At 45.1% G+C, this 22,640-nt stretch carries 25 protein-coding genes and 1 pseudogene; 17 read left to right on the top strand and 9 right to left on the bottom strand.

The window, feature by feature from the left end:
• Positions 1-305: pseudogene (locus A3762_RS00240) on the bottom strand (hypothetical protein); the annotation flags it as partial.
• Between the two features lie 203 nt (positions 306-508).
• On the opposite strand from A3762_RS00240, the gene A3762_RS00235 reads away from it, so the two are divergent.
• The 6 genes from A3762_RS00235 to A3762_RS00210 all read left to right on the top strand — a co-directional run bounded on the left by A3762_RS00235 (position 509) and on the right by A3762_RS00210 (position 7,090).
• Positions 509-2,362, top strand: coding sequence for a M3 family metallopeptidase (locus tag A3762_RS00235; RefSeq protein ID WP_068753519.1), 1,854 nt, complete (start codon positions 509-511; stop codon positions 2,360-2,362).
• 3 nt (positions 2,363-2,365) lie between these two features.
• On the top strand, positions 2,366-2,611 hold the full coding sequence (locus tag A3762_RS00230) for a YheV family putative zinc ribbon protein (protein ID WP_068475886.1): 246 nt from the start codon (positions 2,366-2,368) through the stop codon (positions 2,609-2,611).
• Positions 2,612-2,825: 214 nt separating this feature from the next.
• A complete protein-coding gene (coxB, locus tag A3762_RS00225) occupies positions 2,826-3,947 on the top strand; it encodes a cytochrome c oxidase subunit II (RefSeq protein ID WP_068483416.1) in 1,122 nt (373 codons plus the stop codon).
• An 8-nt stretch (positions 3,948-3,955) separates the two neighbouring features.
• Positions 3,956-5,545: a cytochrome c oxidase subunit I gene (ctaD, locus tag A3762_RS00220; RefSeq protein WP_068483337.1), complete on the top strand. Its 1,590-nt coding sequence runs from the start codon at positions 3,956-3,958 to the stop codon at positions 5,543-5,545.
• Positions 5,546-5,564: 19 nt separating this feature from the next.
• A complete protein-coding gene (locus tag A3762_RS00215; protein WP_068483340.1) occupies positions 5,565-6,140 on the top strand; it encodes a cytochrome c oxidase assembly protein in 576 nt (191 codons plus the stop codon).
• Positions 6,141-6,199: 59 nt separating this feature from the next.
• Positions 6,200-7,090: a cytochrome c oxidase subunit 3 gene (locus tag A3762_RS00210; RefSeq protein ID WP_068753518.1), complete on the top strand. Its 891-nt coding sequence runs from the start codon at positions 6,200-6,202 to the stop codon at positions 7,088-7,090.
• 8 nt (positions 7,091-7,098) lie between these two features.
• Here A3762_RS00210 and A3762_RS00205 read toward each other — a convergent pair whose 3' ends face one another.
• Positions 7,099-7,305 (bottom strand): twin transmembrane helix small protein, encoded by a 207-nt coding sequence (locus A3762_RS00205; protein WP_068753516.1) that lies wholly within the window; start codon positions 7,303-7,305, stop codon positions 7,099-7,101.
• 91 nt (positions 7,306-7,396) lie between these two features.
• Here A3762_RS00205 and A3762_RS00200 point away from each other — a divergent pair, with 91 nt between their 5' ends.
• Genes A3762_RS00200 through cyoE form a run of 4 tightly spaced genes read left to right on the top strand, consistent with a single transcriptional unit; the run spans position 7,397 to position 10,783 of the window.
• Complete coding sequence (locus tag A3762_RS00200; RefSeq protein ID WP_156493079.1) at positions 7,397-8,173, top strand: SURF1 family protein; 777 nt, start codon at positions 7,397-7,399, stop codon at positions 8,171-8,173.
• Positions 8,174-8,197: 24 nt separating this feature from the next.
• Positions 8,198-8,797, top strand: a complete 600-nt coding sequence (locus A3762_RS00195) for a hypothetical protein (protein WP_068483353.1) — start codon at positions 8,198-8,200, stop codon at positions 8,795-8,797.
• Between the two features lie 10 nt (positions 8,798-8,807).
• On the top strand, positions 8,808-9,851 hold the full coding sequence (locus tag A3762_RS00190; protein WP_156493078.1) for a heme A synthase: 1,044 nt from the start codon (positions 8,808-8,810) through the stop codon (positions 9,849-9,851).
• Between the two features lie 17 nt (positions 9,852-9,868).
• Positions 9,869-10,783: a heme o synthase gene (gene cyoE, locus A3762_RS00185; protein ID WP_068483358.1), complete on the top strand. Its 915-nt coding sequence runs from the start codon at positions 9,869-9,871 to the stop codon at positions 10,781-10,783.
• A gap of 61 nt (positions 10,784-10,844) precedes the next feature.
• On the opposite strand, the gene A3762_RS00180 is transcribed toward cyoE, so the two are convergent.
• From A3762_RS00180 to A3762_RS00170, 3 genes are all read right to left on the bottom strand, one after another.
• On the bottom strand, positions 10,845-11,186 hold the full coding sequence (locus tag A3762_RS00180; RefSeq protein WP_068477865.1) for a hypothetical protein: 342 nt from the start codon (positions 11,184-11,186) through the stop codon (positions 10,845-10,847).
• A 78-nt stretch (positions 11,187-11,264) separates the two neighbouring features.
• Positions 11,265-12,593 carry a hypothetical protein gene (locus tag A3762_RS00175; protein ID WP_068483362.1) on the bottom strand — a complete coding sequence of 443 codons (1,329 nt, stop codon included), beginning with the start codon at positions 12,591-12,593 and terminating at the stop codon, positions 11,265-11,267.
• Positions 12,594-12,704: 111 nt separating this feature from the next.
• Positions 12,705-13,199: an exonuclease domain-containing protein gene (locus A3762_RS00170; protein WP_197468887.1), complete on the bottom strand. Its 495-nt coding sequence runs from the start codon at positions 13,197-13,199 to the stop codon at positions 12,705-12,707.
• A gap of 172 nt (positions 13,200-13,371) precedes the next feature.
• On the opposite strand from A3762_RS00170, the gene queC reads away from it, so the two are divergent.
• Genes queC through slmA form a run of 6 tightly spaced genes read left to right on the top strand, consistent with a single transcriptional unit; the run spans position 13,372 to position 16,919 of the window.
• The gene (gene queC, locus A3762_RS00165) at positions 13,372-14,028 is read left to right on the top strand and encodes a 7-cyano-7-deazaguanine synthase QueC (protein ID WP_068483367.1); all 657 of its coding nucleotides are present in this window, start codon (positions 13,372-13,374) and stop codon (positions 14,026-14,028) included.
• Positions 14,028-14,831, top strand: coding sequence for a symmetrical bis(5'-nucleosyl)-tetraphosphatase (locus A3762_RS00160; protein WP_068753514.1), 804 nt, complete (start codon positions 14,028-14,030; stop codon positions 14,829-14,831). The genes queC and A3762_RS00160 overlap by 1 nt, the downstream gene beginning before the upstream one ends.
• 35 nt (positions 14,832-14,866) lie before the next feature.
• Positions 14,867-15,277 (top strand): DUF423 domain-containing protein, encoded by a 411-nt coding sequence (locus A3762_RS00155; RefSeq protein ID WP_068753513.1) that lies wholly within the window; start codon positions 14,867-14,869, stop codon positions 15,275-15,277.
• A gap of 7 nt (positions 15,278-15,284) precedes the next feature.
• Positions 15,285-15,485 (top strand): sulfur carrier protein ThiS, encoded by a 201-nt coding sequence (gene thiS, locus A3762_RS26725; RefSeq protein ID WP_068479597.1) that lies wholly within the window; start codon positions 15,285-15,287, stop codon positions 15,483-15,485.
• A 9-nt stretch (positions 15,486-15,494) separates the two neighbouring features.
• On the top strand, positions 15,495-16,283 hold the full coding sequence (locus A3762_RS00145) for a thiazole synthase (protein ID WP_068483373.1): 789 nt from the start codon (positions 15,495-15,497) through the stop codon (positions 16,281-16,283).
• 39 nt (positions 16,284-16,322) lie between these two features.
• Positions 16,323-16,919 (top strand): nucleoid occlusion factor SlmA, encoded by a 597-nt coding sequence (gene slmA / locus A3762_RS00140; RefSeq protein ID WP_068753511.1) that lies wholly within the window; start codon positions 16,323-16,325, stop codon positions 16,917-16,919.
• A 7-nt stretch (positions 16,920-16,926) separates the two neighbouring features.
• Here slmA and A3762_RS00135 read toward each other — a convergent pair whose 3' ends face one another.
• Positions 16,927-17,736, bottom strand: coding sequence for an inositol monophosphatase family protein (locus tag A3762_RS00135; protein WP_068753508.1), 810 nt, complete (start codon positions 17,734-17,736; stop codon positions 16,927-16,929).
• A 325-nt stretch (positions 17,737-18,061) separates the two neighbouring features.
• Here A3762_RS00135 and A3762_RS00125 point away from each other — a divergent pair, with 325 nt between their 5' ends.
• The gene (locus A3762_RS00125; protein ID WP_068483377.1) at positions 18,062-19,108 is read left to right on the top strand and encodes a 3-deoxy-7-phosphoheptulonate synthase; all 1,047 of its coding nucleotides are present in this window, start codon (positions 18,062-18,064) and stop codon (positions 19,106-19,108) included.
• Positions 19,109-19,135: 27 nt separating this feature from the next.
• Here A3762_RS00125 and purD read toward each other — a convergent pair whose 3' ends face one another.
• The 3 genes from purD to purH all read right to left on the bottom strand — a co-directional run bounded on the left by purD (position 19,136) and on the right by purH (position 22,588).
• Entirely contained in the window at positions 19,136-20,428 is a 1,293-nt protein-coding gene (purD, locus tag A3762_RS00120) for a phosphoribosylamine--glycine ligase (RefSeq protein ID WP_068483380.1), read from the bottom strand.
• An 88-nt stretch (positions 20,429-20,516) separates the two neighbouring features.
• Complete coding sequence (locus A3762_RS00115; RefSeq protein WP_068479481.1) at positions 20,517-20,927, bottom strand: thioesterase family protein; 411 nt, start codon at positions 20,925-20,927, stop codon at positions 20,517-20,519.
• An 83-nt stretch (positions 20,928-21,010) separates the two neighbouring features.
• Positions 21,011-22,588, bottom strand: a complete 1,578-nt coding sequence (gene purH, locus A3762_RS00110) for a bifunctional phosphoribosylaminoimidazolecarboxamide formyltransferase/IMP cyclohydrolase (protein ID WP_068483383.1) — start codon at positions 22,586-22,588, stop codon at positions 21,011-21,013.
• Positions 22,589-22,640: the final 52 nt, after the last annotated feature.

The raw sequence follows: 22,640 nt of genomic DNA, 5'->3' as shown, positions 1-22,640 counted from the left end.
TTCTGGGCAACAGCGGAATAAAAAGCACTCAATTCCTCTGACAGCGTTTTATAAACCGCACGCAATTCTTCGCTATCGGCGACCGCTTTTAGATGCGAAGCGATCGACCAAACGTGATCAATCTTGCGACTCAAATCACTGAGCGGAGCGACCGTTTCATCCCAACTAGATTCTTGTTGAGCACATACTTTCTCAAGCAGATTATTGAATTGTGACATTAACGCTTCTAATGCGGGGCGGAAATCTGAAACGGAATACGTTTCAAAAGCTGGAAGCTGTTGTTCCTGCAAAAGGGCTGTAGACATTCAGGTCGGCCTAGAACAATATTGACGGAATGATGAGAAGAGCAATTGAAACATAATCGCAACAATCTTCTCTGTAACAATTCACAAAGTATAGAAGAAAGCCATGAAATCAGTCCGTAGTTATGTAGAACACTCCCCCAAGCTTGGCAATGATGTATTTGTCGACCCTAGTGCACTTGTACTTGGAGATGTTCACCTCGGTGATGATNNNTCGCAAGATTGATCACGTTTGGTCGATCGCTTCGCATCTAAAAGCGGTCGCCGATAGCGAAGAATTGCGTGCGGTTTATAAAACGCTGTCAGAGGAATTGAGTGCTTTTTATTCCGCTGTTGCCCAGAACAAAGAATTGTACTCTCGTTATCTTGCTGTCTCAGAACAAAGTGGTCTTAATGCCTCTCAGAAAAAAGTCTTAGAAAATAAGTTGCGTAGCTTTCGCTTGAGTGGTGTTGCATTAGAAGATGATGCCAAAGCTGAATTCAAAGCACTTAATCAGAAACTTGTAGGCCTTAGTAATCGTTTTTCTGAAAATGTACTCGATTCATCGCAAGCGTGGTCATTACATATCGTTGATGCAGAGCGATTAGCAGGTGTGCCTTCATCAGTCATTTCTCGTTTAGAAGAAAGAGCTAGAGATAAGGGCTATGAAACTGGTTACCTCTTGGGTTTGGATCTCACTCTTTATTTGCCCGTGATGCAGTATTGCGAGGATAGAGATCTCAGAAAAGTTTTGTATGAAGCGTTTATTACCAGAGCTTCAAATCAAGGGCCGCATGATCTCTCTCACGCGAATGAAGAACTAATGCGTGACATTATGGATGCACGTTTACGTAAATCTGAATTATTAGATTTGGCTTCGTATGCAGACTTATCGGTGCAAACGAAGATGGCTGAATCGCCGCAGCAGGTCCTCGATTTTTTATACGATCTTCATGAGAAAGCTAAGCCTCTTGCGGAGAAGGAGTTTGTTGAGCTGACAGCTTATGCAAAACAGAAATTCGGATTGGCTGAGCTAGCTGCATGGGATGTACCGTTTGTGACGGAGACCTTGCGTAAGGAACGATTTGATGTCGATCAGGAATTACTACGCCAATATTTCCCTTTGCCAACGGTTTTAAGTGGCTTGTTTGAAGTACTAAAGCGCGTTTTCGGTGTTGAGCTTGAAGAGCAAGAAGGGGTAAGTACGCCAGTCCCCGATGCGCGCTGTTTTAAAGTTTTGCAAAATGGTCAAGCCTTGGCGTATATCTACATGGATTTGTATTCGCGTGATGGAAAACGTGGCGGCGCATGGGTAGGTACATGTCATAAATTGACAGAGTTCGACAAAGAAGAGCCTTTATTACCTGTTGCGTATTTGGTCTGTAATTTTGCTGCGCCGAGTGACGGAAAGCCAAGTTTGCTGACACATTCCGACGTCGTAACCTTATTCCATGAATGCGGTCATGCAATGCACCATTGCTTGACTAAGATTTCTTATCCTGAGATTTCTGGGATCGCTGGTGTGCCTTGGGACGCTGTTGAGTTGCCGAGTCAATTTCTGGAAAACTGGTGCTGGCAGCCCGAAGCGCTCGAGTTTTTGTCGTCACATGTCGATGACAAGGAGAGCTTGCCTGACGCATTGATTGAAAAGATGATGAAAGCCAAGAGCTTTATGGCTGGAATGCAGACTGTTCGTCAATTGGAATTTGGCTTGTTTGATTTCTGTTTACACCATGAATATCAAAAGGATAAAACCGATATACAAGGGCTACTAGAACGCACGCAAGCAGATATATCCGTTGTGCCTGTTCCATCATTCGCACGTTTTGCTAACGCGTTTACGCATATTTTCGCAGGCGGTTATGCGGCGGGTTATTACAGTTATAAGTGGGCAGAGCTGTTGTCTGCGGATGCTTTCTCAGCCTTTGAGGAAGAGGGCGTGTTCAATCAGCAGACTGGCCTGCGCTTTAGAAACGAAATACTAGAATGTGGTGGTTCGCGTGATGTAGGCGAGATGTTTGAGTCGTTTAGAGGTAGAATGCCTAGCTCTGAAGCTTTGCTCAAACAAATGGGTGCTTAAACCATGACAAAACGTTTTATAGCGGGTGCAGTTTGTCCGCGTTGCGGAGAAATGGACCGCCTCGTATCTTTTCAAGAAAATGGCAAAACGGTTCGCGAGTGTGTGGCTTGTGGTTTTACAGAAGCACTCGTTGCAAATGTTTCGCCGGATGAATTAAAAACACGCGTTAATCAATTTGAAGAACCTACCGAACAAGAAGAAGTGAGCGTTGTAAAATTGCTCGACCCTCAAGATTTGATCAAAAAGTAAACAAAACTTTCGTGTCGCAAAGCACTGTTCGAAAAAAAAGCTCAAAAAAAGAACAAAAAAGGCCTAAAAGGCGTTGCGATTTCAAAATGCAGCTCGCTATACTCAAAGGGCAATAAAAATAAATCCAACTGTTACTTGAGCTTCTTTGAAGTAGTTAAGTAGTTAGTAGTAGGAAGCCTCACAGGAACAAAAATAATAATCTGTGGAGACCCGTATGCGATCACGCCTAGTAAAGGCGCTGAGTCTGCTGCTGTCTGCAATTTATGCAGCGGATGTAAGCGCAGAGTATGGATTGAATATGCCTCGCGGAGTGACGGACATTAGTCACTCAGTCTATGACTTGCACATGACCATTTTTTGGATTTGTGTGGCAATTGGTGTCGTAGTGTTTGGGGTGATGTTCTATTCGATCTTTAAGCACCGTAAGAGTAAAGGCGCGGTAGCTTCGAATTTTCATGAAAATACCACGATAGAAATTATTTGGACGATCGTTCCTGTAATTATTCTGGTTGTCATGGCAATTCCAGCGACCAAAACACTTGTTGAAATGTACGACACTAGTGATGCTGATGTGGATATCAAAATCACTGGCTACCAATGGAAATGGCGTTACGAGTATTTGGGCTCAGGGGTCGATTTCTTCAGCAACATGTCCACACCCAAAGAAGAAATCTATAACGCACAAGAGAAAAACGAAAATTATCTATTAGAAGTAGATAACGAGCTCGTTGTGCCGGTTGGTAAAAAAATTCGCTTCTTAATTACGGCAAATGACGTGATTCACTCATGGTGGATTCCTGATTTTGCGGTTAAAAAAGATGCCATTCCTGGTTTTATTAATGAGAGCTGGACACGTATTAATGAGCCGGGAGTATATCGCGGTCAATGTACAGAGCTCTGCGGTAAAGATCACGGCTTTATGCCTGTTGTCGTGCGTGCAGTCGAACAATCCGAATACGATGATTGGCTTGCACAAAAACAAGAAGAAGCAAAAGCGGCAGCAGAACTTGCCAAACTCACCTTCACCTTAGAAGAACAGATGGAACGCGGAGAAAAAGTATACGCGACCAACTGCGCAGCGTGTCACCAACCGAATGGGCAGGGTATTCCTCCGGCGTTCCCAAGCCTTGTAGGAACAGAGATCGCTACAAAACTGCTGGATAAGCATATTGAGGTTGTTGTTGATGGTGTTGCTGGCTCGGCTATGCAAGCTTATGGTGGGCAATTGAGTGAGGTTGATATTGCTGCAGTTATTACTTACGAGCGCAATGCGTGGGGTAATGACACCGGCGACAATGTTTCTGCCAAAGACATCGTTGACTATAAAAATAAATAGGAGGGCTTATGAGCGCTGTAATCGACAATCCGTCTCATGACGATCATGAGCACCATGGTCCAACGAAAGGTATTGCGCGTTGGCTATTTACTACCAACCATAAAGATATTGGTTCGATGTACTTGTGGTTCAGTTTTGCGATGTTTCTTGTGGGCGGTTGTATGGCACTCACTATCCGAGCAGAACTCTTTCAACCAGGTTTGCAATTAGTCGAACCCGAGTTTTTCAATCAGATGACCACGATGCACGGTCTGATCATGGTGTTCGGCGCCGTTATGCCTGCTTTCGTAGGTTTGGCGAACTGGATGATCCCAATGATGGTTGGTGCGCCTGATATGGCGCTGCCTCGCATGAACAACTGGAGCTTCTGGATTCTACCTTTTGCTTTTGGCTTATTGTTAAGCACGTTATTCATGGAGGGCGGTGCGCCAAACTTTGGTTGGACATTCTATGCGCCCTTATCGACGACTTATGCTCCAGATACCGTGACATATTTCATTTTTGGCGTTCATATGATGGGTATCTCATCCATTATGGGGGCGATTAACGTGATTGCGACCATTTTGAATATGCGCGCCCCAGGTATGACCTTAATGAAAATGCCATTGTTTGTATGGACATGGTTGATTACCGCATTCTTGCTGATTGCTGTCATGCCGGTCTTGGCAGGTGTTGTGACAATGATGCTGATGGATGTTCACTTCGGAACTAGCTTCTTTGATGCGGCTGGCGGTGGTGACCCCGTATTGTTCCAGCATATTTTCTGGTTCTTCGGTCATCCTGAGGTATACATCATGATTCTCCCTGCGTTCGGAGTCGTGAGTCAGATTATTCCTACATTTTCGCGTAAGCCACTTTTTGGTTATCATTCCATGGTTTATGCGGTCGCTTCAATTGCGATTTTGTCGTTCGTTGTATGGGCTCACCATATGTTCACTGTGGGGATGCCTCTCGCGGGTGAACTGTTCTTTATGTATGCAACGATGTTGATCGCAGTGCCGACGGGTGTGAAGGTCTTTAACTGGATCACGACGATGTTCCGAGGTTCACTCACCTTTGAAGCGCCGATGTTATTTTCAGTCGCATTTGTTGTGCTGTTTACCATTGGTGGTTTTTCGGGATTGATGTTGGCGATAGCGCCGTCTGACTTCCAGTACCACGATACTTACTTTGTGGTCGCGCATTTCCATTATGTGTTAGTTCCCGGGGCAATCTTTGGGATATTTGCCGCAGTCTACTATTGGCTTCCTAAATGGTGTGGGCGTATGTATAGCGAGCCACTCGCTAAAGCACATTTTTGGTTGTCGTTTATTGGTATGAACTTGGCGTTCTTCCCGATGCACTTCCTTGGGCTCGCTGGTATGCCTCGACGTATTCCCGATTATGCACTTCAGTTTGCTGACTTTAATAGTATCTCTTCTGTTGGCGCATTTATTTTCGGGGCGACGCAGTTGCTGTTCTTGTATTTGGTGATTAAAGCCATCCGCAGTGGTGAACCTGCAACGGATCAAGTATGGGAAGGGGCTGAGGGGCTAGAGTGGACAGTGCCGTCACCAGCGCCATACCACACTTTCTCAACTCCACCTGAGGTGAAGTAAGTCATTAGGGAGCCTTCATATGCAAAATCAAAATACAAAAAGAACAGTAGTGAAGTCCGTATTCGCGGTTGTCGCGATGTTTGGTTTTGGTTTTGCCTTGGTTCCTTTGTATGACGTGTTCTGTGACATTACAGGATTGAACGGAAAAACGTCTGGTCCTTATTCGGAAGCGAAAGCTCAAGCTCAAGAGAGGGACGAATCGCGTCAGGTGCGTGTGCAGTTCATTACTCAAAACAACGAGAGTATGCCGTGGGAGTTTAAGCCCGTGGATTATCAAGTTGAGGTGCATCCAGGTGAAATCATAGAAGTCGATTTCTATGCAAGAAACCCAACATCTAATCCAATGGTTGCTCAAGCTGTTCCGAGCTTGTCCCCGTCCGAGGGAACAGACTATTTTCATAAAACCGAGTGTTTTTGTTTTACACGACAATTACTCAAAGCAGGCGAAGAAGTTTTGATGCCTTTACGTTTCGTCGTCGACGAGGCCTTGCCCGATCATTTAGGTACATTGACTTTGTCTTACACCTTATTTGATCAAACAGAGACGCTCGACCCAGAAGAATTAGAAGAAACAACAACACAAGCAGCACTATAAAAATTTATCAGACGTCCGCGAGCGGTTAAGCGCGTCTTTATGAGATAAGGAGTCTAAGAATGATTGCAGAAACAAGCTATTACGTTCCAGCGCAGAGTCGCTGGCCTATTGTTGCAACAGTAGGACTTTTCTTAACGGTCGTTGGTGCTGGCAGCGTGATGAACGCGAGCTCTGCTGGTGAATCGACCGGTATGTCTTGGCTAACCTTTATGATAGGCGCATTGATCATGGCCTATATGCTTTTTGGTTGGTTTGGGCACGTCATCCAAGAGAGTCAACAAGGTCTTTACAGTGAGCAAATGGATCGATCTTTCCGCTGGGGGATGAGTTGGTTTATCTTCTCAGAAGTGATGTTTTTTGCGGCCTTTTTTGGCGCTTTGTTTTATATCCGAGTATTGGCTGTCCCATGGATCGGCGGAGAGGGCGCGAATACCTCAACAGGCGAGTTGTTATGGCCTGAGTTTGAGGCGACTTGGCCATTAATGGTGAACCCAAATAACGAGTTATATCCAGGGCCGAGCGCATTGATTAGTCCTTGGGGAATTCCGTTACTTAATACTGCTTTATTGGTGGCTTCGAGTGTCACGATCACGATTGCGCATCATGCGTTAAAAGATGGGGATCGTGGCAAATTAACCTTGTGGTTGGGTGCGACCATTGCCCTAGGCGTCGTGTTCTTATACTTCCAAGGTTATGAATATGTGCATGCCTATAATGACCTCGATCTGACCTTGTCTTCTGGGATTTATGGCACGACCTTCTTCTTATTGACGGGTTTTCACGGTGCACACGTAACGCTTGGGACTCTAATGTTGATCATTATGTTTTTCAGAGTGCGTAAAGGCCACTTCGATAAAGCAAATCACTTTGGCTTCGAAGCGACAGCATGGTACTGGCACTTCGTCGACGTGGTGTGGTTAGGTTTATTTTTCTTGGTTTATATTCTGTAGCAAGAGACTTAAACAGGGGATGGGTTGAGCTGAAGCTCACCCGTCCATAAAGCAATAGCAACAACAATAACAAGTAATACAGCAAGCCCAACTCGAACAGTTAAGGAGTTGGCTAAACGTTTTGATTTGCCATCGTCTTTAATCAAAAAGACGAGACCGCTGAACAAGCTAATGACGGCGCCGAGCAATATGAGTCCGATAAGAATTTTAAGCATTTGGTTTCTTCTTATTGTATGAGTGCATTGAGTTTAACGCGCTCAGATTAGGAATCAAAGCTGTTATAAATCTGAGGTAGTGGTGAAGGTAATGGCGATTGCGGAGAGTCTCCCAGAGACCACCAAGGGGCAGCAGTTTAAAGCTAAGCGACCGCTTATATTTATTTGGTTGTTTGTAGCGGTGTTTCTTCCGCTTATGCTGTCTTTAGGACATTGGCAATTAGATCGTGCAGATCAAAAACAGCAAAGAGCAGAGATACTGACACTACAATCTCAACTTCCTCTGCGAACTTATCCCTCTAACGATCCTATCAAATTATTCGAACCTAGATTGATTCAGGGCCATTTTACTGGGCAACACTTTTTGCTTGATAACCGCCAATATCAAGGAAAAGTGGGGTATGAACTGGCCAGTGTTTTCGCTTTAGATTCGGGCGGATCTTTATTGGTGAATCAGGGGTGGATAGCGGCACCAAAATATAGAGACAAGCTGCCAAAAGTTAGCAGTATTGTAACTCCTCAGTCTTTGACAGGATATTTCTACTGGACAGAAAAATCGTTGCCCGTTTGGAATGAAGATGCCGAGTTTGGAGAGAAAAGTATATGGCGTGTTCAGTCACTGAACATGGAAAAAATACGAGAACTGAGTGCCGCTGATTTAGTGGAGAATTCCGAATTTAGGCTACTACATCGAGTCCCATTCGCGTCCGACATTGGCGCGACAATAGATGCGCCAGATTTGTATTGGAATTACCAGTCGCAAACACCCGATAAACACACTGGTTATGCGTTTCAGTGGTTCGCGATGTCGTTTGCTTTAGTGATACTGGCACTATGGGCGACATACAAATTAATACCAAGAACATAACAACAAGAAGTAGGGAGTATAAGAATGAGTGAATCGTCGGTATCGTTTGAACAAACTAGAAGAAAAAGCCAACTTAAATTGATTGGTATTTTTTGTGTGGCCGGAGTGCCAGTCATGCTCGCAATGCTCATGTATTTTGGCAGTGTCGCTATTCCGACAGGCAAAACAAATAAAGGCCAATTATTAACCCCGACCTTAAATCTCAATAGCTTTGGATATCAACAAAATGCCAAAGGGTTTTATCCCGAAACAGATGGTAAGTGGTTGATCGTACAAACAGGCTCGGGAGAGTGCACTTTGGAGTGTCAGGATCTTGCGCATACCGCAAGACAAGTGAATATATTGATGGCGCGCGAACAAGAGCGTGTGGCACGAGTGTTGTTATCCACCCAAGCAGAGCAAACGCAAGACTTACTCGCGGCAGATTATCCACAGTTGTCAGTGAAGAGTGTTGATGAGTCAGCGCTAATTGAGCTCTATAAACAGGCAGACACAAGCAAAACGTGGAACTTATGGGTGAGTGATCCGCTGGGTAATGTCATTCTTCGCTACGACTCAACTAATAGTGGCTACGATCTCAAAGACGATTTGAAGAAGTTATTGAAACTCTCAAACATTGGTTAATGGGAGAGAGATGATGTACCGCAGAGTCATTAATAGAGTTGCTATTGGCGCGACGTTTTTAGCTAGTGTTGTGGTTATGCTGGGCGCTTGGACTCGTCTGGTTGATGCAGGTCTTGGTTGCCCAGACTGGCCGGGTTGTTATGGTTTTCTTACTGTGCCAGAGACGCCTGAAAAAATTGCGATCGCCGAAATGCGCTTTCCTGATGCGCCAGTAGAGGTCGATAAAGGCTGGCCTGAAATGATTCATCGTTATTTTGCGAGTCTCTTGGGGTTCGTCCTTCTATGTTTGTCTGTGTACGCTATTAGTGTGCGCGCCAAAATTTCAGGAACGGCGAAAGAAGAGGCTTTACCATATGGGCATATTTTTGGTTTGCTAGCGCTCGTCATCTGCCAGGGCATGTTTGGTATGTGGACGGTCACACTAAAGTTATGGCCGCAAGTTGTAAGTGCGCATTTATTAGGAGGGTTTGCGACCCTATCACTGCTCTTTTTATTGGTGTTGAGAACGAGGCGTGAGCGCGGTGACTCGGATACTGAGCTAAAGAAAAAAGGAACTTCTGTTGGGAAGAAAGCTGCACTTATAGGGCTAATACTGGTCGTTATACAAATATTTTTAGGTGCGTGGACCGCATCGAATTACGCCGCGCTCGCGTGTGGGGATGAACTACCGACATGTCAGGGTAGTTTTTGGCCGGATATGGATTTCGGGAAAGGCTTTGATTTAACGCAAGAAGTCGGCCCCAATTATTTGGGAGGAACGATGGACAATGAGAGTCGTGTCGCGATACAGGTTACACATCGTGTTGGGGCGATTGTCTTGTCAGTGTATTTGATATGGATGGTGTTTGTGCTTTGGCGCCAGAATCACGCATCTTCCATTCGTAATGCCTTATTGCTGATGTCTGCAGTGCTCGTCGTGCAGTTTGGTTTAGGTTTAAGTAATGTGATCTTATTGGTTCCATTGGCTATTGCAGTTGCGCATAATGCTGTAGGTGCTTTGTTGTTGTTAAGCATGATGAACCTCAATTATCAGATATATCGCCTACAAAAATAATAAGGCGGGAGGACGTAATGAAAACAACAGTGTCAGTAAGCACGAGTTCAGCGAGTGCTTCTTGGAAAGACTATCTAGAACTCTGCAAACCTAAAGTGGTTGCCCTCATGCTGCTAACTAGCGTCGTGGGTATGCTCCTAGCGACATATAGCTTGCCATCGTGGGAAGCTCTTATATTGGGTAATCTAGGGATTGCGTTGATGGCGGGATCCGCTGCGGCAATCAATCATGTCGTTGATCAACGCATTGACGTGCACATGTCGCGTACCAAGAAACGCCCGATCGTGCAGGGGAAAGTAGATAGTGCATCTGCACTTATCTTTGCGGCATTAATTGGCAGCATCGGGATGCTGGTATTAATGGTCTGGGTGAATGCCCTGACGGCCTGGTTAACCTTAGCTTCATTAATCGGCTATGCATTAATTTATACGATGTATCTCAAGCGTGCTACTCCCCAGAATATTGTGATTGGTGGTTTGGCAGGCGCTGCGCCTCCTCTGTTAGGTTGGACTGCTTCAACAGGTTATTTGGATCCTCATGCCTTATTGCTCGTGCTCATTATCTTCGCGTGGACGCCCCCGCATTTTTGGGCCTTAGCGATTCATAGAAAAGAAGAATATGCACAGGTTGGCATACCTATGCTCCCAGTCACGCATGGAGAGTCATACACTAAGTTGCACATTTTGCTATACAGCGTGATCTTGTTGTTAGTAACTATTCTTCCGTACTTGACGGGTATGTGCGGAGAGATTTATTTAGTTTCTGCAGTGTTACTTGGCTTGCGCTTTATTCAGTGGTCTGTGCGCATGATTCGAAATCATCATAAGCATGATGCGATCAATACTTTTAAATTCTCGATCACTTATTTGATGCTGTTGTTTGTTGCGTTATTAGTTGATCACTATACATGGCCAATGATGGTCGCCATGTAATTTGGTTTGTGTGGAGGGCCGAGGGTTTCATTGCCATCTCTGTCCTCCACCAAAGATTCCTCTAAAACTCGTTTTGAGCTTCCAGGATTACCAAAATATTCGACAGGATGTCGCGCATATCTATGAGCGTTTTTGTTCTCGGAATTAAGTTGCTTAAACGTTGTTCTAGCTCCTCTACCTTCGGCACGATGCGACGAATTCCTTCAGTGATAAATTCATAGGGGTAGTGATGGTCTTGTATGCTGAGCTTATTAAGTTCGCCAATCTCTAACAAGAACATGCTGTGTATATCGTAAATGAAGTCTTTGTCTGTGATCGATGAGGCTTCCCAGTAAGCGTCATCTAGTAACTCACTAAAGCTCATGAATTCATTAATGGTATGGGCAATGGATGGGGTCGACACGCAATTCTTCCTCTTAGTTAGCCTTGGCCTCGCTAGATTAACTATAGCAGAGGCCAGAAGAAGCATTGCGTTAGATGATTATGGGATGGCGGATGCCGTGCCCTGATATGTATATAGTGGGGTTGGTTCGCTATCGATAATTTGTAAACCGTTTTCATCAAGAACCGGTTGGCCGTCAGCATCGGTTTGGTAGGTGATGTCGTAATTGGTGTCAGGCACAAATGTTAAGCGCACGCCTTCTGCCGCCGTTTTATCTGGATCGATCAAAGCTAAAGCATCGAGTACAGCTTGTTTCTCGCAATCCGTTGGGTTCTCAATAACCGTTGTGCCATCGGAAGCATAGATCGCTTCGTTATAGGTAGAGCCGTAAATGCGGACCTCTCCTTTAAACATGTCTCTAAGATCTACCTCAACACGCAAACGACGCAGTCCCGTGTGTGTGCTGTTTAGATCAAAACTATAGTCGGAGAACTTATTATTTTCTGACGCGCCACACTCTGCTGCCACTTCAGGCACAGTGGATGGAACTCGTGTTGGAATGCCTACAGCACAATCATCATAGGTTGTCGATGACACGTTATTTTCGTCAGCGACGGTCGTTGGATCGGTATCACAGTAGTCATTCTGATAATCGATCAATAGTTGACTCAGTTCTGTATCGGTCGCTTCATCAAATGAAAATCTAGCAAATTCTTTGTCATCGTCAGGGTGGTTGACGATCGCTTGTCGAACTTCTGGTTTGATGTAGTTGACGGCATCGTAGTCGCTTCCTTTTACTTGGAAGAATCCGCTGTATTGCGCGCGGTCACGTGTCTGGATGTCATCGAGTAAGGTTTCGCTGGTATCGAAAATGACAGACTGTCTCACGAGTTGCGTAAACGGACTGTATTCAATTGTGACTTCGCCAAAACCAATTTCCTTGAGTTCTGGATCGTCACTGTCGATAAAACGAATATTGCGGTTCGTGAATGTACAAAAGTCATCATCATCAATCGTGGCTTGTTTCACTCTCTGACGAATGCTATCAAATGCCGCTTCGGTAAGTACTAATTGCTCAAAGAAATCGAGTTGGTTGGTTGCGCTCGTGACTACTGAACCATCGTCTTCGTAATTGAGAAATTCATTAACGAGTCTTTTTATTTCAGTCAGTGCATCGCTCTCTTCCGCAGTTAATGTTTCCATTGGATCGGCGAACATCGTATTGATTGCGGTGTTTAAATAGAGTTGGTATGCGTTGGGGTCAGTATTGGCATCGACTTTATAGCGGTCTGCTCTAGGAACTGGAAAAGCAATATCTAGAGCTTGCCCTTCGGCACATTTTTGAGCAGTAGTTTGGAACGCTGGATCACAGGCGCTTAACAATAAAGCTGAACAGAGTGTTGCACTCAGCTTAAAGACTTGTTGCATATAGGGTACTCACGCACTTCATTTAGATTTTAAAGACTGCGCGAGTGTACCATCTTATACACGCATATTCTGCGTGTGATGGGTGATATTTGAATTGAAATGTGCGCTAGATCAGCTCTGAATCAAACGCTTGAAGGTCTCGTGTAAGATCAGTGCATCATTTGATGCGCGATGACGTAATAAATCCATGTCATTGATGGCTTGGTTATGGACGTCTTGCCACTTCGAAACTTGGTCTGCATCAAGCAAGGCGCTAATAGATTCAATTTGAAAGCTGTGTTTGATCCCTGAAGCTTTAAACAAGCGGTGAAGCCAAAAGCTATCAAAGGTCCACGCGTCACAATAAACAAAGTGATCACCTAAGAGCTCATTGAGTTCTTGCGCTACTTGATCGCAGTCTTGTCCGTTTTTTTCGAGCTCATCTCGACTGATCCCATGAATCTTAGCCGCTTTGCCAGACCAATCCTTCCAAAGTACATGAGGCTTAATGAGCCATGAGTGAGTGTCACCGTTAGGCATGCAAATGCCCACTTCAATTGGGTAGCTCGCAATAAGATCAAGGCTGGAGGCCTCAAAGTCGATAAATATAGGATTAACTGCTGTCATAATGGGCTGCGCTTAAAAAACTTTTGCTATGGTAGCCAGTGTTTAACATGCTCGCAATTGATCGTAGAAGATATATTCGAAAACTGCGAAGTGAACGCATCGGTATAGTAAGTTTTGATTGCGGAACAATATTCACAAGCTAGAATGCAGACCGAGCAATAAGGAGTGAACTATGAGTGATAAAATTGTCGTGATTTATTCTGGTGGAATGGATTCGTTTACCGTTCTCCATGACGCAGTAAGGACGGGTAAACAAGTTTATGCGGTTTCGTTTAATTATGGGCAAAAACATTCAAAAGAGCTGCATTACGCGCAAAAGGTGTGTGATGAGTTAGCTATCCCTCACAAAATCGTCGACATCACGGCTATCCATCAATTATTACTCGGATCTTCACTCACAGATGATATTGAAATTCCTGACGGGCATTATGAAGAAGAGAGTATGAAATCTACCATGGTGCCGAATCGGAACATGATCATGATTTCTCTCGCTGTCGGTTATGCAGTATCAATCGGTGCCGGTTTTGTTTACTACGGTGCGCATAGTGGTGATCATGCGATTTATCCTGATTGTCGTCCTGAGTTTGTCCAAAAAATGGCAGATGTGGCGCGTATTGCTAATTATGAGCCAGTCGAGATTGTTGCGCCGTTTCTTAACTCGTCTAAAGGAGAGATTTTAGCGCAAGGCCTCAAATATGATTTGGACTATGGCAAGACTTGGACTTGCTACAAAGGCAAAGAGAAAGCGTGTGGAAAATGTGGCGCATGCCAAGAACGTTTGGAAGCTTTTGAACTTAATAATGCGATTGACCCATTGAGTTATGAGTAATGACTAGATATGCAATGGGGGATCTACAAGGCTGCTACATTCAGTTTCAGGCTTTATTAGATAAGCTTGCGTATAGTCCTTCGCGCGATGAGTTATGGCTGGCCGGGGATCTCGTCAATAGAGGGCCTGACTCCCTATCCTGTTTGCGATTGGCGAGAGACCTCGAAGCGAGAATTGTTTTAGGGAACCATGACTTACATCTTTTAGCTTGTTACTATAGTGAGCACTTACTAAAGCGAAAAGATACTTTGCGCGAGATATTTGAGGCTAATGACTGTGACGATTTAATGGAATGGTTGCGCAAACAGCCCCTTGTACAAGTAGACGACGATAAAAAGCTTTTCATGAGTCATGCTGGCTTGCCGCATATTTGGAAAGTAAAAAAAGCAAGAAAATACGCCCAAGAAGTGCATGAAATATTAGCTGGCAATGATAAGAAAGCCTTGAGCTCTTACTTCAGTGAAATGTATGGCAACGACCCTGATGTTTGGGATAGAACTCTTGCAGGGCAAACCCGACTGAGGGTGATTACAAACTACTTAACGCGCATGCGCTTTGTTGATCAAAATGGTCGTTTAGATTTTTCAGTAAAAGAAGGTGTCGATAAAACACCTCATGATTTTAAACCTTGGTTTGCATACCCAGTTACGCATAAGTGGGTAACAATTTTTGGTCATTGGGCTGCGCTAGAGGGGCATACTGGAAGCCGACAGTTTCAAGCGATTGATACAGGCTGTGTCTGGGGTGGCAGTCTAACTGCATTAAATATCGATACGTTTGAGCGTGTCAGTGTCGAGGCTTGAAGTAAGCCAAATACGGATAAGAATTACAACGAAACATGAATCGTCTTTCATCAACTTTGCTAGCGATTAGCTTTCTGTCAGCAGGTTTGTCTGTAGCTTTAGGTGCGTTTGCCGCACATGCTTTAAAGCCCAGATTAAGTGAACGCATGTTAGAAGTGTTTCAAACTGGTGTTGAGTATCAGTTTAATCATTCGCTTGGGCTTATGGTGTTGGCGCTTTTGTTGACGCAGACGTCTGACTCGCTTGCTGGGAAAGCGCTGCAAAGAGCATCGGCATTAATGATCGCTGGTGTATGTCTATTTAGCGGAAGTTTATATGTATTGGCTGTTTCGGGAGTAAGATCTTGGGGCATGGTAACGCCAGTTGGTGGCGTTTTGTTGATAGCTGCTTGGCTTGTTGCGGCTTATGCAATGTATCGGATGAAGACTAAGAAACTCGGAGAGTGATTCTTTAATGGAAATTATGCTGAATGGTGAAGCTTTCCAATGTGATGATAACGCAACACTTCAAGATATCGCGAAAGCCATGTCGTTAGTTGGAAAACGTTACGCCATAGAGTTGAATAAAGAAATTGTGCCTAAAACTGAACATGAACACACGACGTTAAGTACGGGTGACATCGTTGAAGTGGTGCAAGCAATTGGTGGGGGTTAATCAGTGACAATGAATCAAATAGATACGGGTGTTCTGGAGGTTGCTGGCAAACGTTACGGAAGTCGTTTGTTGGTAGGAACAGGAAAGTATAAAGACCTTGAAGAAACACGTATTGCAATCGAAGCAAGTGGCGCAGAGATCGTTACGGTAGCGGTTCGAAGAACGAATATCGGCCAGAATCCTGATGAACCCAATCTATTAGAAGTTATATCTCCTGAGAAATATACGATCCTTCCCAATACGGCTGGCTGCTATAACGCGGAAGATGCCGTACGGACTTGCAGATTAGCGCGTGAGCTTCTTGATGGACATGATCTAGTGAAGCTTGAGGTGCTTGGCGATCAGAAGACGCTTTACCCAAATGTGGTCGAAACATTGTCGGCGGCAAAGACCTTGGTCAAAGATGGCTTTAAGGTCATGGTCTACACAACAGATGATCCTTTGATCGCTAAAGAGCTAGAAGAGATTGGTTGTGTGGCGGTGATGCCACTAGGTGCCCCCATTGGTAGTGGGCTCGGGATTCGCAATCCGCACAATATTCATATGATTCTTGAGAATGCGAATGTGCCCATTTTAGTTGATGCGGGCGTTGGTACGGCTTCGGATGCAGCGATCGCGATGGAACTTGGTTGTGATGGCGTGTTGATGAATACTGCCATTGCAGCAGCTAAAGATCCTGTGATGATGGCGCACGCAATGAAATTGGCGGTTGAAAGTGGTCGCGCTGCATACTTAGCGGGTCGGATGCCTCGTAAACTATACGCTTCTGCATCTTCACCTCTTGAAGGCCTAATTTAAGGTTGAGTTTAATTAAAATAACGAGGGTAGATAGCCACAATGGCCCCGGAAAAAAAACAAAAAGTGAGTAGAAAAGAGCAAATCCTTCAAGTACTAGCCAGTATGCTTGAGGACAATTTAGGGGAGCGTATCACCACTGCAAAGCTCGCGGTTGAAGTCGGGGTTACCGAGGCTGCGCTTTACAGGCACTTCCCGAGTAAGGCGAAAATGTATGAAGGCCTTATTGAGTTTATCGAAGAGACTGTGTTTAGCCGTGTGACGCGTATTAAGGCTGAGGGGCAAGGCTGTTTAGACAAGCTGCAGAAGATACTAACTTTGGTGCTTGCTTTTGCTGAAAAGAATCAAGGAATGTGTCGCATTCTTGCTGGTGATGCATTAGCGGGAGAGAACGAAAAAGTTCGGAATCGCGCCGAGCAGTTTTTTCAACGCTTAGAAACAGAACTCAAGCAAATTATCAAAGAAGGTGAGGCCCAAGAGGGTTTGACCAGACGTCTTAGTCCAGCGGCTAGCGCAAACTTGTTGTTGGTCAATGTTGAAGGGCGCGTTCACCAATTTGTTCGTAGTGAGTTCAAAGTTAAGCCAACGGCGCATTGGGTGAGTCATTGGCCGATCTTAGCGAGTGGCTTATTTCAATAGCCATAATTTAGGTTGTTGGGGCGAGAAGCGCTCGTGCTTGATCGAAGAGTGCGGGCGAACTTATCAATAAGTTCTTATCATAAATGGCCGCAGGAATATGAGCTGGAACTTCACTGAAATGGCCGCAACGTGCGCCTGCTTCTATAGCAATGACACGTGCCGCGGCAAAGTCCCATGGGCTTAAAGATTCAAAGTAAAAATCATGGCGGCCGCACGCAACCCAACAAATATCTAAGGCAGCACTGCCTAAACGACGTAAGTCTTGGCATTTTTCGAGCATAATGGTCACGCGTTCGAGTATCGGAGGAAGCGTGCTTTTGTCATAGGGGAAGCCCGTTGCAAAGACTGCTTTACGCAAATTTTGTTGGCCACTTATGCTTATAGCCTCTTCGTTGAGAGTTGCGCCGGCACCCTTTAATCCGCAAAACATTTCATCTAGGAACGGGTTGTATACGACCCCGCATTGCACATCTCCATCGCAAGCAAATGCAATACTGACCGCGACCATCTGCTGTCCGTGGGCATAGTTGACGGTTCCATCTATGGGGTCGATGATCCAAATTGGACTGCTTAAATCATGCCCGAGTGATTTGTCTGTGCAGGTTTCCTCAGTCAAAAAACGATGATCTGGAAACACTTCTTTAATGCGCTCAACAATTAGTTTATCTGCGGCAAGATCAGCATTGGTCACGAGTTCATGTTGATCTTTATATTGATGATCAAGAGAACCTTCCTCGCGTAATTGTTTAATCAGTTGTCCTGCTTCGAGCGCGACTTTTTTACTGAGTTGAAAGGCGGATTGGTATAGATCTGACATGCTGTTCTCTTTTTTTGTGCGCGAATGTTCACGATATAAGCCCGATATCCAGGAAATAAAGGTCTGGCTGTTTACAAATCATGAAATCGAGGTTAAGTTTGATCCCACTATGAAGATGAATTTGAAGCAAACTCGACCTCAAAACAACCGAATGACTTATCCGGCATCTTCTGCTGCGTGGCACTTTAGCTTTTATTTTGGTTATCACCAAGTTATGGTCGTGCCCAGCTAACTAAGCATTATAGGGAGGCCATCTAAGCGCCTCCGAAGAAGAAACCTCGGTAGGCGCAGCCCCCCGAGGTTTTTTTTTAGAAGGAAAACAACAATGAGCCAAGTTCAAGCCCAATCGAGCAATGAAGAAGCGGTAGCGATACTGACCCCTTTAATCAGCCCAAAAGCTTTGAAGGAATGTCTTCCTTTGAATGATGCGTTGTCTGATCAGATTTTTAAGCAACGTCAACAGGTGCAGGATATCGTGACAGGGGCAGATAATCGCTTGTTAGTGATAACAGGTCCATGTTCATTGCATTGTGATCAATCTGCAATTGAGTATGCCGAGCGTCTTGTCGCATTAAACGAAAAGTTCAGCGATAAGCTACTTATCGTTATGCGTGCCTATCTTGAAAAACCACGAACAAGTGTTGGTTGGAAAGGGATGTTGTACGATCCAGATATGGATGGCTCCGATGACTTAGGCGCAGGTTTAGAGGCAAGCAGAAGTTTGTTGTTACGCTTGGTTGAGCTTGGTGTGCCTCTGGCGACTGAAGCCTTAAATCCTCTAGCGATGCCTTACTTGGATGATTTGATTTCATGGGTAGCAATTGGCGCTCGAACAACTGAGTCTCAAACACATAGAGAAATGGCGAGTGCTTTACCGTGTTCAGTCGGGTTTAAGAATGGTACCGATGGAGGATTAGATGTTGCCATTAATGCATTAATTTCGGCGGCTAACCCTCATAGTTTCTTCTCGATGTGCCAAGATGGACAAATTAATCGTATGCGTTCGGTCGGTAATCCGTATGGTCAATTGGTACTGCGTGGCGGAAAACACGGGCCAAACTATGATGCGGTGCATTTAGCCCAGGCGAAGAAAATGATGACTGAGGCTGGTTTAATACCAAGTGTATTGGTCGATTGTAGTCATGAAAACTCCGGCAAGGATCACGCACTTCAATCGAAAGTAGTTGAAAATATTCTTGCTCAAAAAACTGCAGGGTGTGATGTGATTAAAGGCCTTATGCTCGAGAGCCATTTAGTCGAAGGTCGTCAGAATATTAGTGACACAATGAATTATGGGCAGTCGGTTACGGATGCCTGCATCGGTTGGGATGAAACGGATGCATTGATTGAGAAAATTTATACTCAGCTATAGCTAACTGCTATAACTGAGTATTTGCCATTAGCTCTGTTGCTTTTCACGAGCAATGGCACGGTATGCGATGTCGTCGCGATAAAACATGCCTTCCCAACTGATCGTCTTAGCAAGTGCGTAAGCATTGCTTGCCGCTTCTGAAACACTATCTCCGAGTGCTGTTGCGCATAGAACGCGACCGCCCGAGGTCACAACTTCACCGTCTTTTAAGCTGGTACCTGCGTGAAAGACTTTCTCTTCTTTGCTCGAAGACAGGGTTAACCCAGATATTGCGATTCCTTTATCGTATGCAGCTGGATATCCTCCTGCGGCGAGCACTAAACCTACAGCGGGCTTATCATGCCAACGAGGCGTTTGATCCGCTAGCGTTCCGTTAATAGCTGCGCTACACAGTGGTGCCAACTCAGACGCTAATCTCATCATGATCGGTTGTGTTTCCGGATCGCCAAAACGGCAATTGAATTCAATCACTTTTGGTTGACCATCAGGCGATATCATCAGGCCTGCATAAAGAAAACCGCGGTAACGATTCCCTTCTTCAGCCATGCCTTTTAAGGTTGGATTGATGACCTGATCCATAATACGCGCGTGAACTTCCGGAGTAACGACCGGAGCAGGGGAGTAAGCTCCCATTCCACCAGTATTAGGGCCTGTATCTCCGTTTCCAACACGTTTATGGTCTTGGCTTGTCGCCATCGCTATGCAGTCTTCACCATCCGCGATCACGATAAAGCTGGCTTCTTCGCCTTCTAAAAATTCTTCAATGACAACGCGACAGCCGGCTTCTCCAAATGCATTCCCTGAGAGCATGTCCTTTACTGCTGCTTCGGCTTCTTCAAGTGTCATGGCAACAATCACGCCTTTGCCTGCTGCTAGTCCGTCTGCTTTTACGACAATAGGTGCACCTTGTTCTTGTAAGTATGCGAGAGCAGGTTCTACTTCAGTAAAATTTTGATATGAGGCTGTTGGAATATCCTGGCGTGCTAAAAAGTCTTTCGTGAATGCTTTAGAACCTTCGAGTTGTGCTGCGGCTTGACTTGGGCCAAAGCAAGCGAGCCCTAAGTTTTCAAAATGATCAACGACACCCTCTACAAGTGGTGCTTCAGGGCCAATTACCGTGAGCTCGACTTTATTGGCGATAGCAAAGTCAGAGAGTTCCTTGAATGCTAGAACGTCAATGTTCACATTTTGGAGCTTTGTATCGTTCGCGGTACCAGCATTGCCGGGTGCTACGAAAACAGTTTGAACAGATGGGTCTTGGGCGATTTTCCAAGCGAGGGCATGTTCACGCCCACCGCTACCTACAACTAAAACATTCATGACTTCAGGCCTGTGGCATTGTTTCGAGGGGCGAAAGAATAGCGGAGTTGCAGGGCTGAATCAAAACGTGACCGTTTGTTCAAGAAAGCTAGAAGACTTGTGCTAATTGCTCAAGCTTTTCGCGCGCTTTGCCTTCGATCTTACAGGACTTAAGGGTTTGTTTGTCCATCAGTACAAAGGTATGTTCTGCGTCGACAACGTGTGTGTTGCCGCCATCGAGAAAGATAGACTGTTGTACTTTACAACTTGTTGTTCCGATGCGCATAACTTTCGTTTGAACTTCTAGTGCGTCTCCTAGAGAGCAAGGTCTACGATAATTGACTTCGGAGTTAACGAGGGTGAGTGCTAGATCGAGCTCAGAGAAGAACTCTACTGCATTGTAGTTTTCAAAAAGACGCCAGCGGGCTTCTTCCATGAAAGTGTTGTATGCACCAATGTTGGTATGACCATATTGGTCTAAATGGTAGCCTCTAACTTTGAAGCGTGAATATTCTGACACGGGATCACTCTAATAAAATGCTAATTTTCTGGATTATAGCGAATAAAATTAGTAACAGAGCACCCGTGCCAGATATTTTCTTGTTAGTGTCTAAAGTGTCTCATGCCGGTGAAGATCATCGCCATGTCATGCTCGTCTGCTGCTTGAATTACTTCTTCATCACGCATTGAGCCGCCAGGTTGTATGACGCATGCAACACCAGCTTCCGCTGCATTATCAATGCCGTCTCTAAACGGGAAGAATGCATCTGACGCCATGACCGATCCTGCAACTTGTAAACCAGCATGTTCTGCCTTAATTGCGGCAATACGAGCAGAGTTAACGCGGCTCATTTGGCCTGCACCAACACCGATGGTTTGAAGTCCTTTGCCGTACACGATGGCATTTGATTTAACCATCTTGGCTACCTTCCACGTAAACAGAGCATCGCGGAGTTCTTCTTCGCTTGGCTGACGACGAGACACAATTTTAACTTGCGCTAAGTCGATCATGCCTAAATCACGTTCTTGAACCAAAATGCCGCCATTGACGCGCTTATAATCCATTGCTGGTGCAGAGGTGTTGAGTTCTCCACATACGAGTAAACGAAGATTTTTCTTGGCGCTGATTACTGCAACCGCTTCGTCTGATGCGCTAGGAGCGATGATCACTTCGACAAATTGACGATCAACAATTGCTTGCGCAGTTTGTGCGTCCAAAGCGCGGTTGAAAGCGATGATGCCACCAAACGCTGACTCTGGGTCTGTCGCATAGGCATTTTCATATGCTTGAAGAATATTGTCTGCCTCTGACACGCCACAAGGGTTGGCATGTTTGACAATGACGCATGCCGGATTTTTGAATAGGCGCACTGTTTCTAGGGCTGCATCTGTATCGGCAATGTTATTGAATGATAACTCTTTGCCTTGCACTTGCTTGGCATTAGAAATACAGGCTTCTTGTATATTGCTTTCAACGTAGAATGCACTTGCTTGATGCGGGTTTTCGCCGTAGCGCATATCTTGTGCTTTGTTGAAATTTAAATTGATTGTACGTGGAAGTTTTGTGGTTCCGCCTGAGACAAGTTGACCGAAATGGTTTGCGATCGCACTGTCGTAGGAAGCGGTGTGCTCGTATGCTTTGATCGCTAGATCAAATCGCGTATCAAACAATGTGCACCCGTCGTTTTCACGCATTTCTTCAATAATGGGAGAGTAGTCGTTAGCATTCACGACAATATTGACGAATGCATGGTTTTTCGCTGCTGCACGAACCATTGTTGGTCCGCCAATATCGATATTTTCAACTGCATCATCCATTGAGCAATCTGGTTTCGCGATGGTTTCAGCGAATGGGTAAAGGTTTACGACAACCATATCGATTGCAGCGATATCATGTGCCTGCATGACTTCATCATCTTGTCCGCGACGACCAAGTATTCCACCATGAACTTTAGGGTGGAGAGTTTTTACGCGACCATCCATCATTTCAGGAAAGCCTGTATAGTCTGAAACCTCTGTGACAGGAATGTTTTCGCTTTGAAGTAATTTAAAGGTACCGCCGGTCGACAGCAGTTCAACACCAAGGTCTTTTAGGTTCTTTGCGAATTCAACAATGCCTGTTTTATCCGAGACACTTATTAGTGCGCGCTTTACAGCAACAGGGCGAGCGTTTGTTGTCATAGTTACTTCCACTTTTTACTTGTCTTTAAAACGAAAAAGGGCGAGAAAATCC

The organism is Oleiphilus sp. HI0125 (assembly GCF_001635355.1).
The sequence above is the reverse complement of the archived record's forward strand: the minus strand, read 5'-3'. Positions and strand labels throughout refer to the sequence as shown.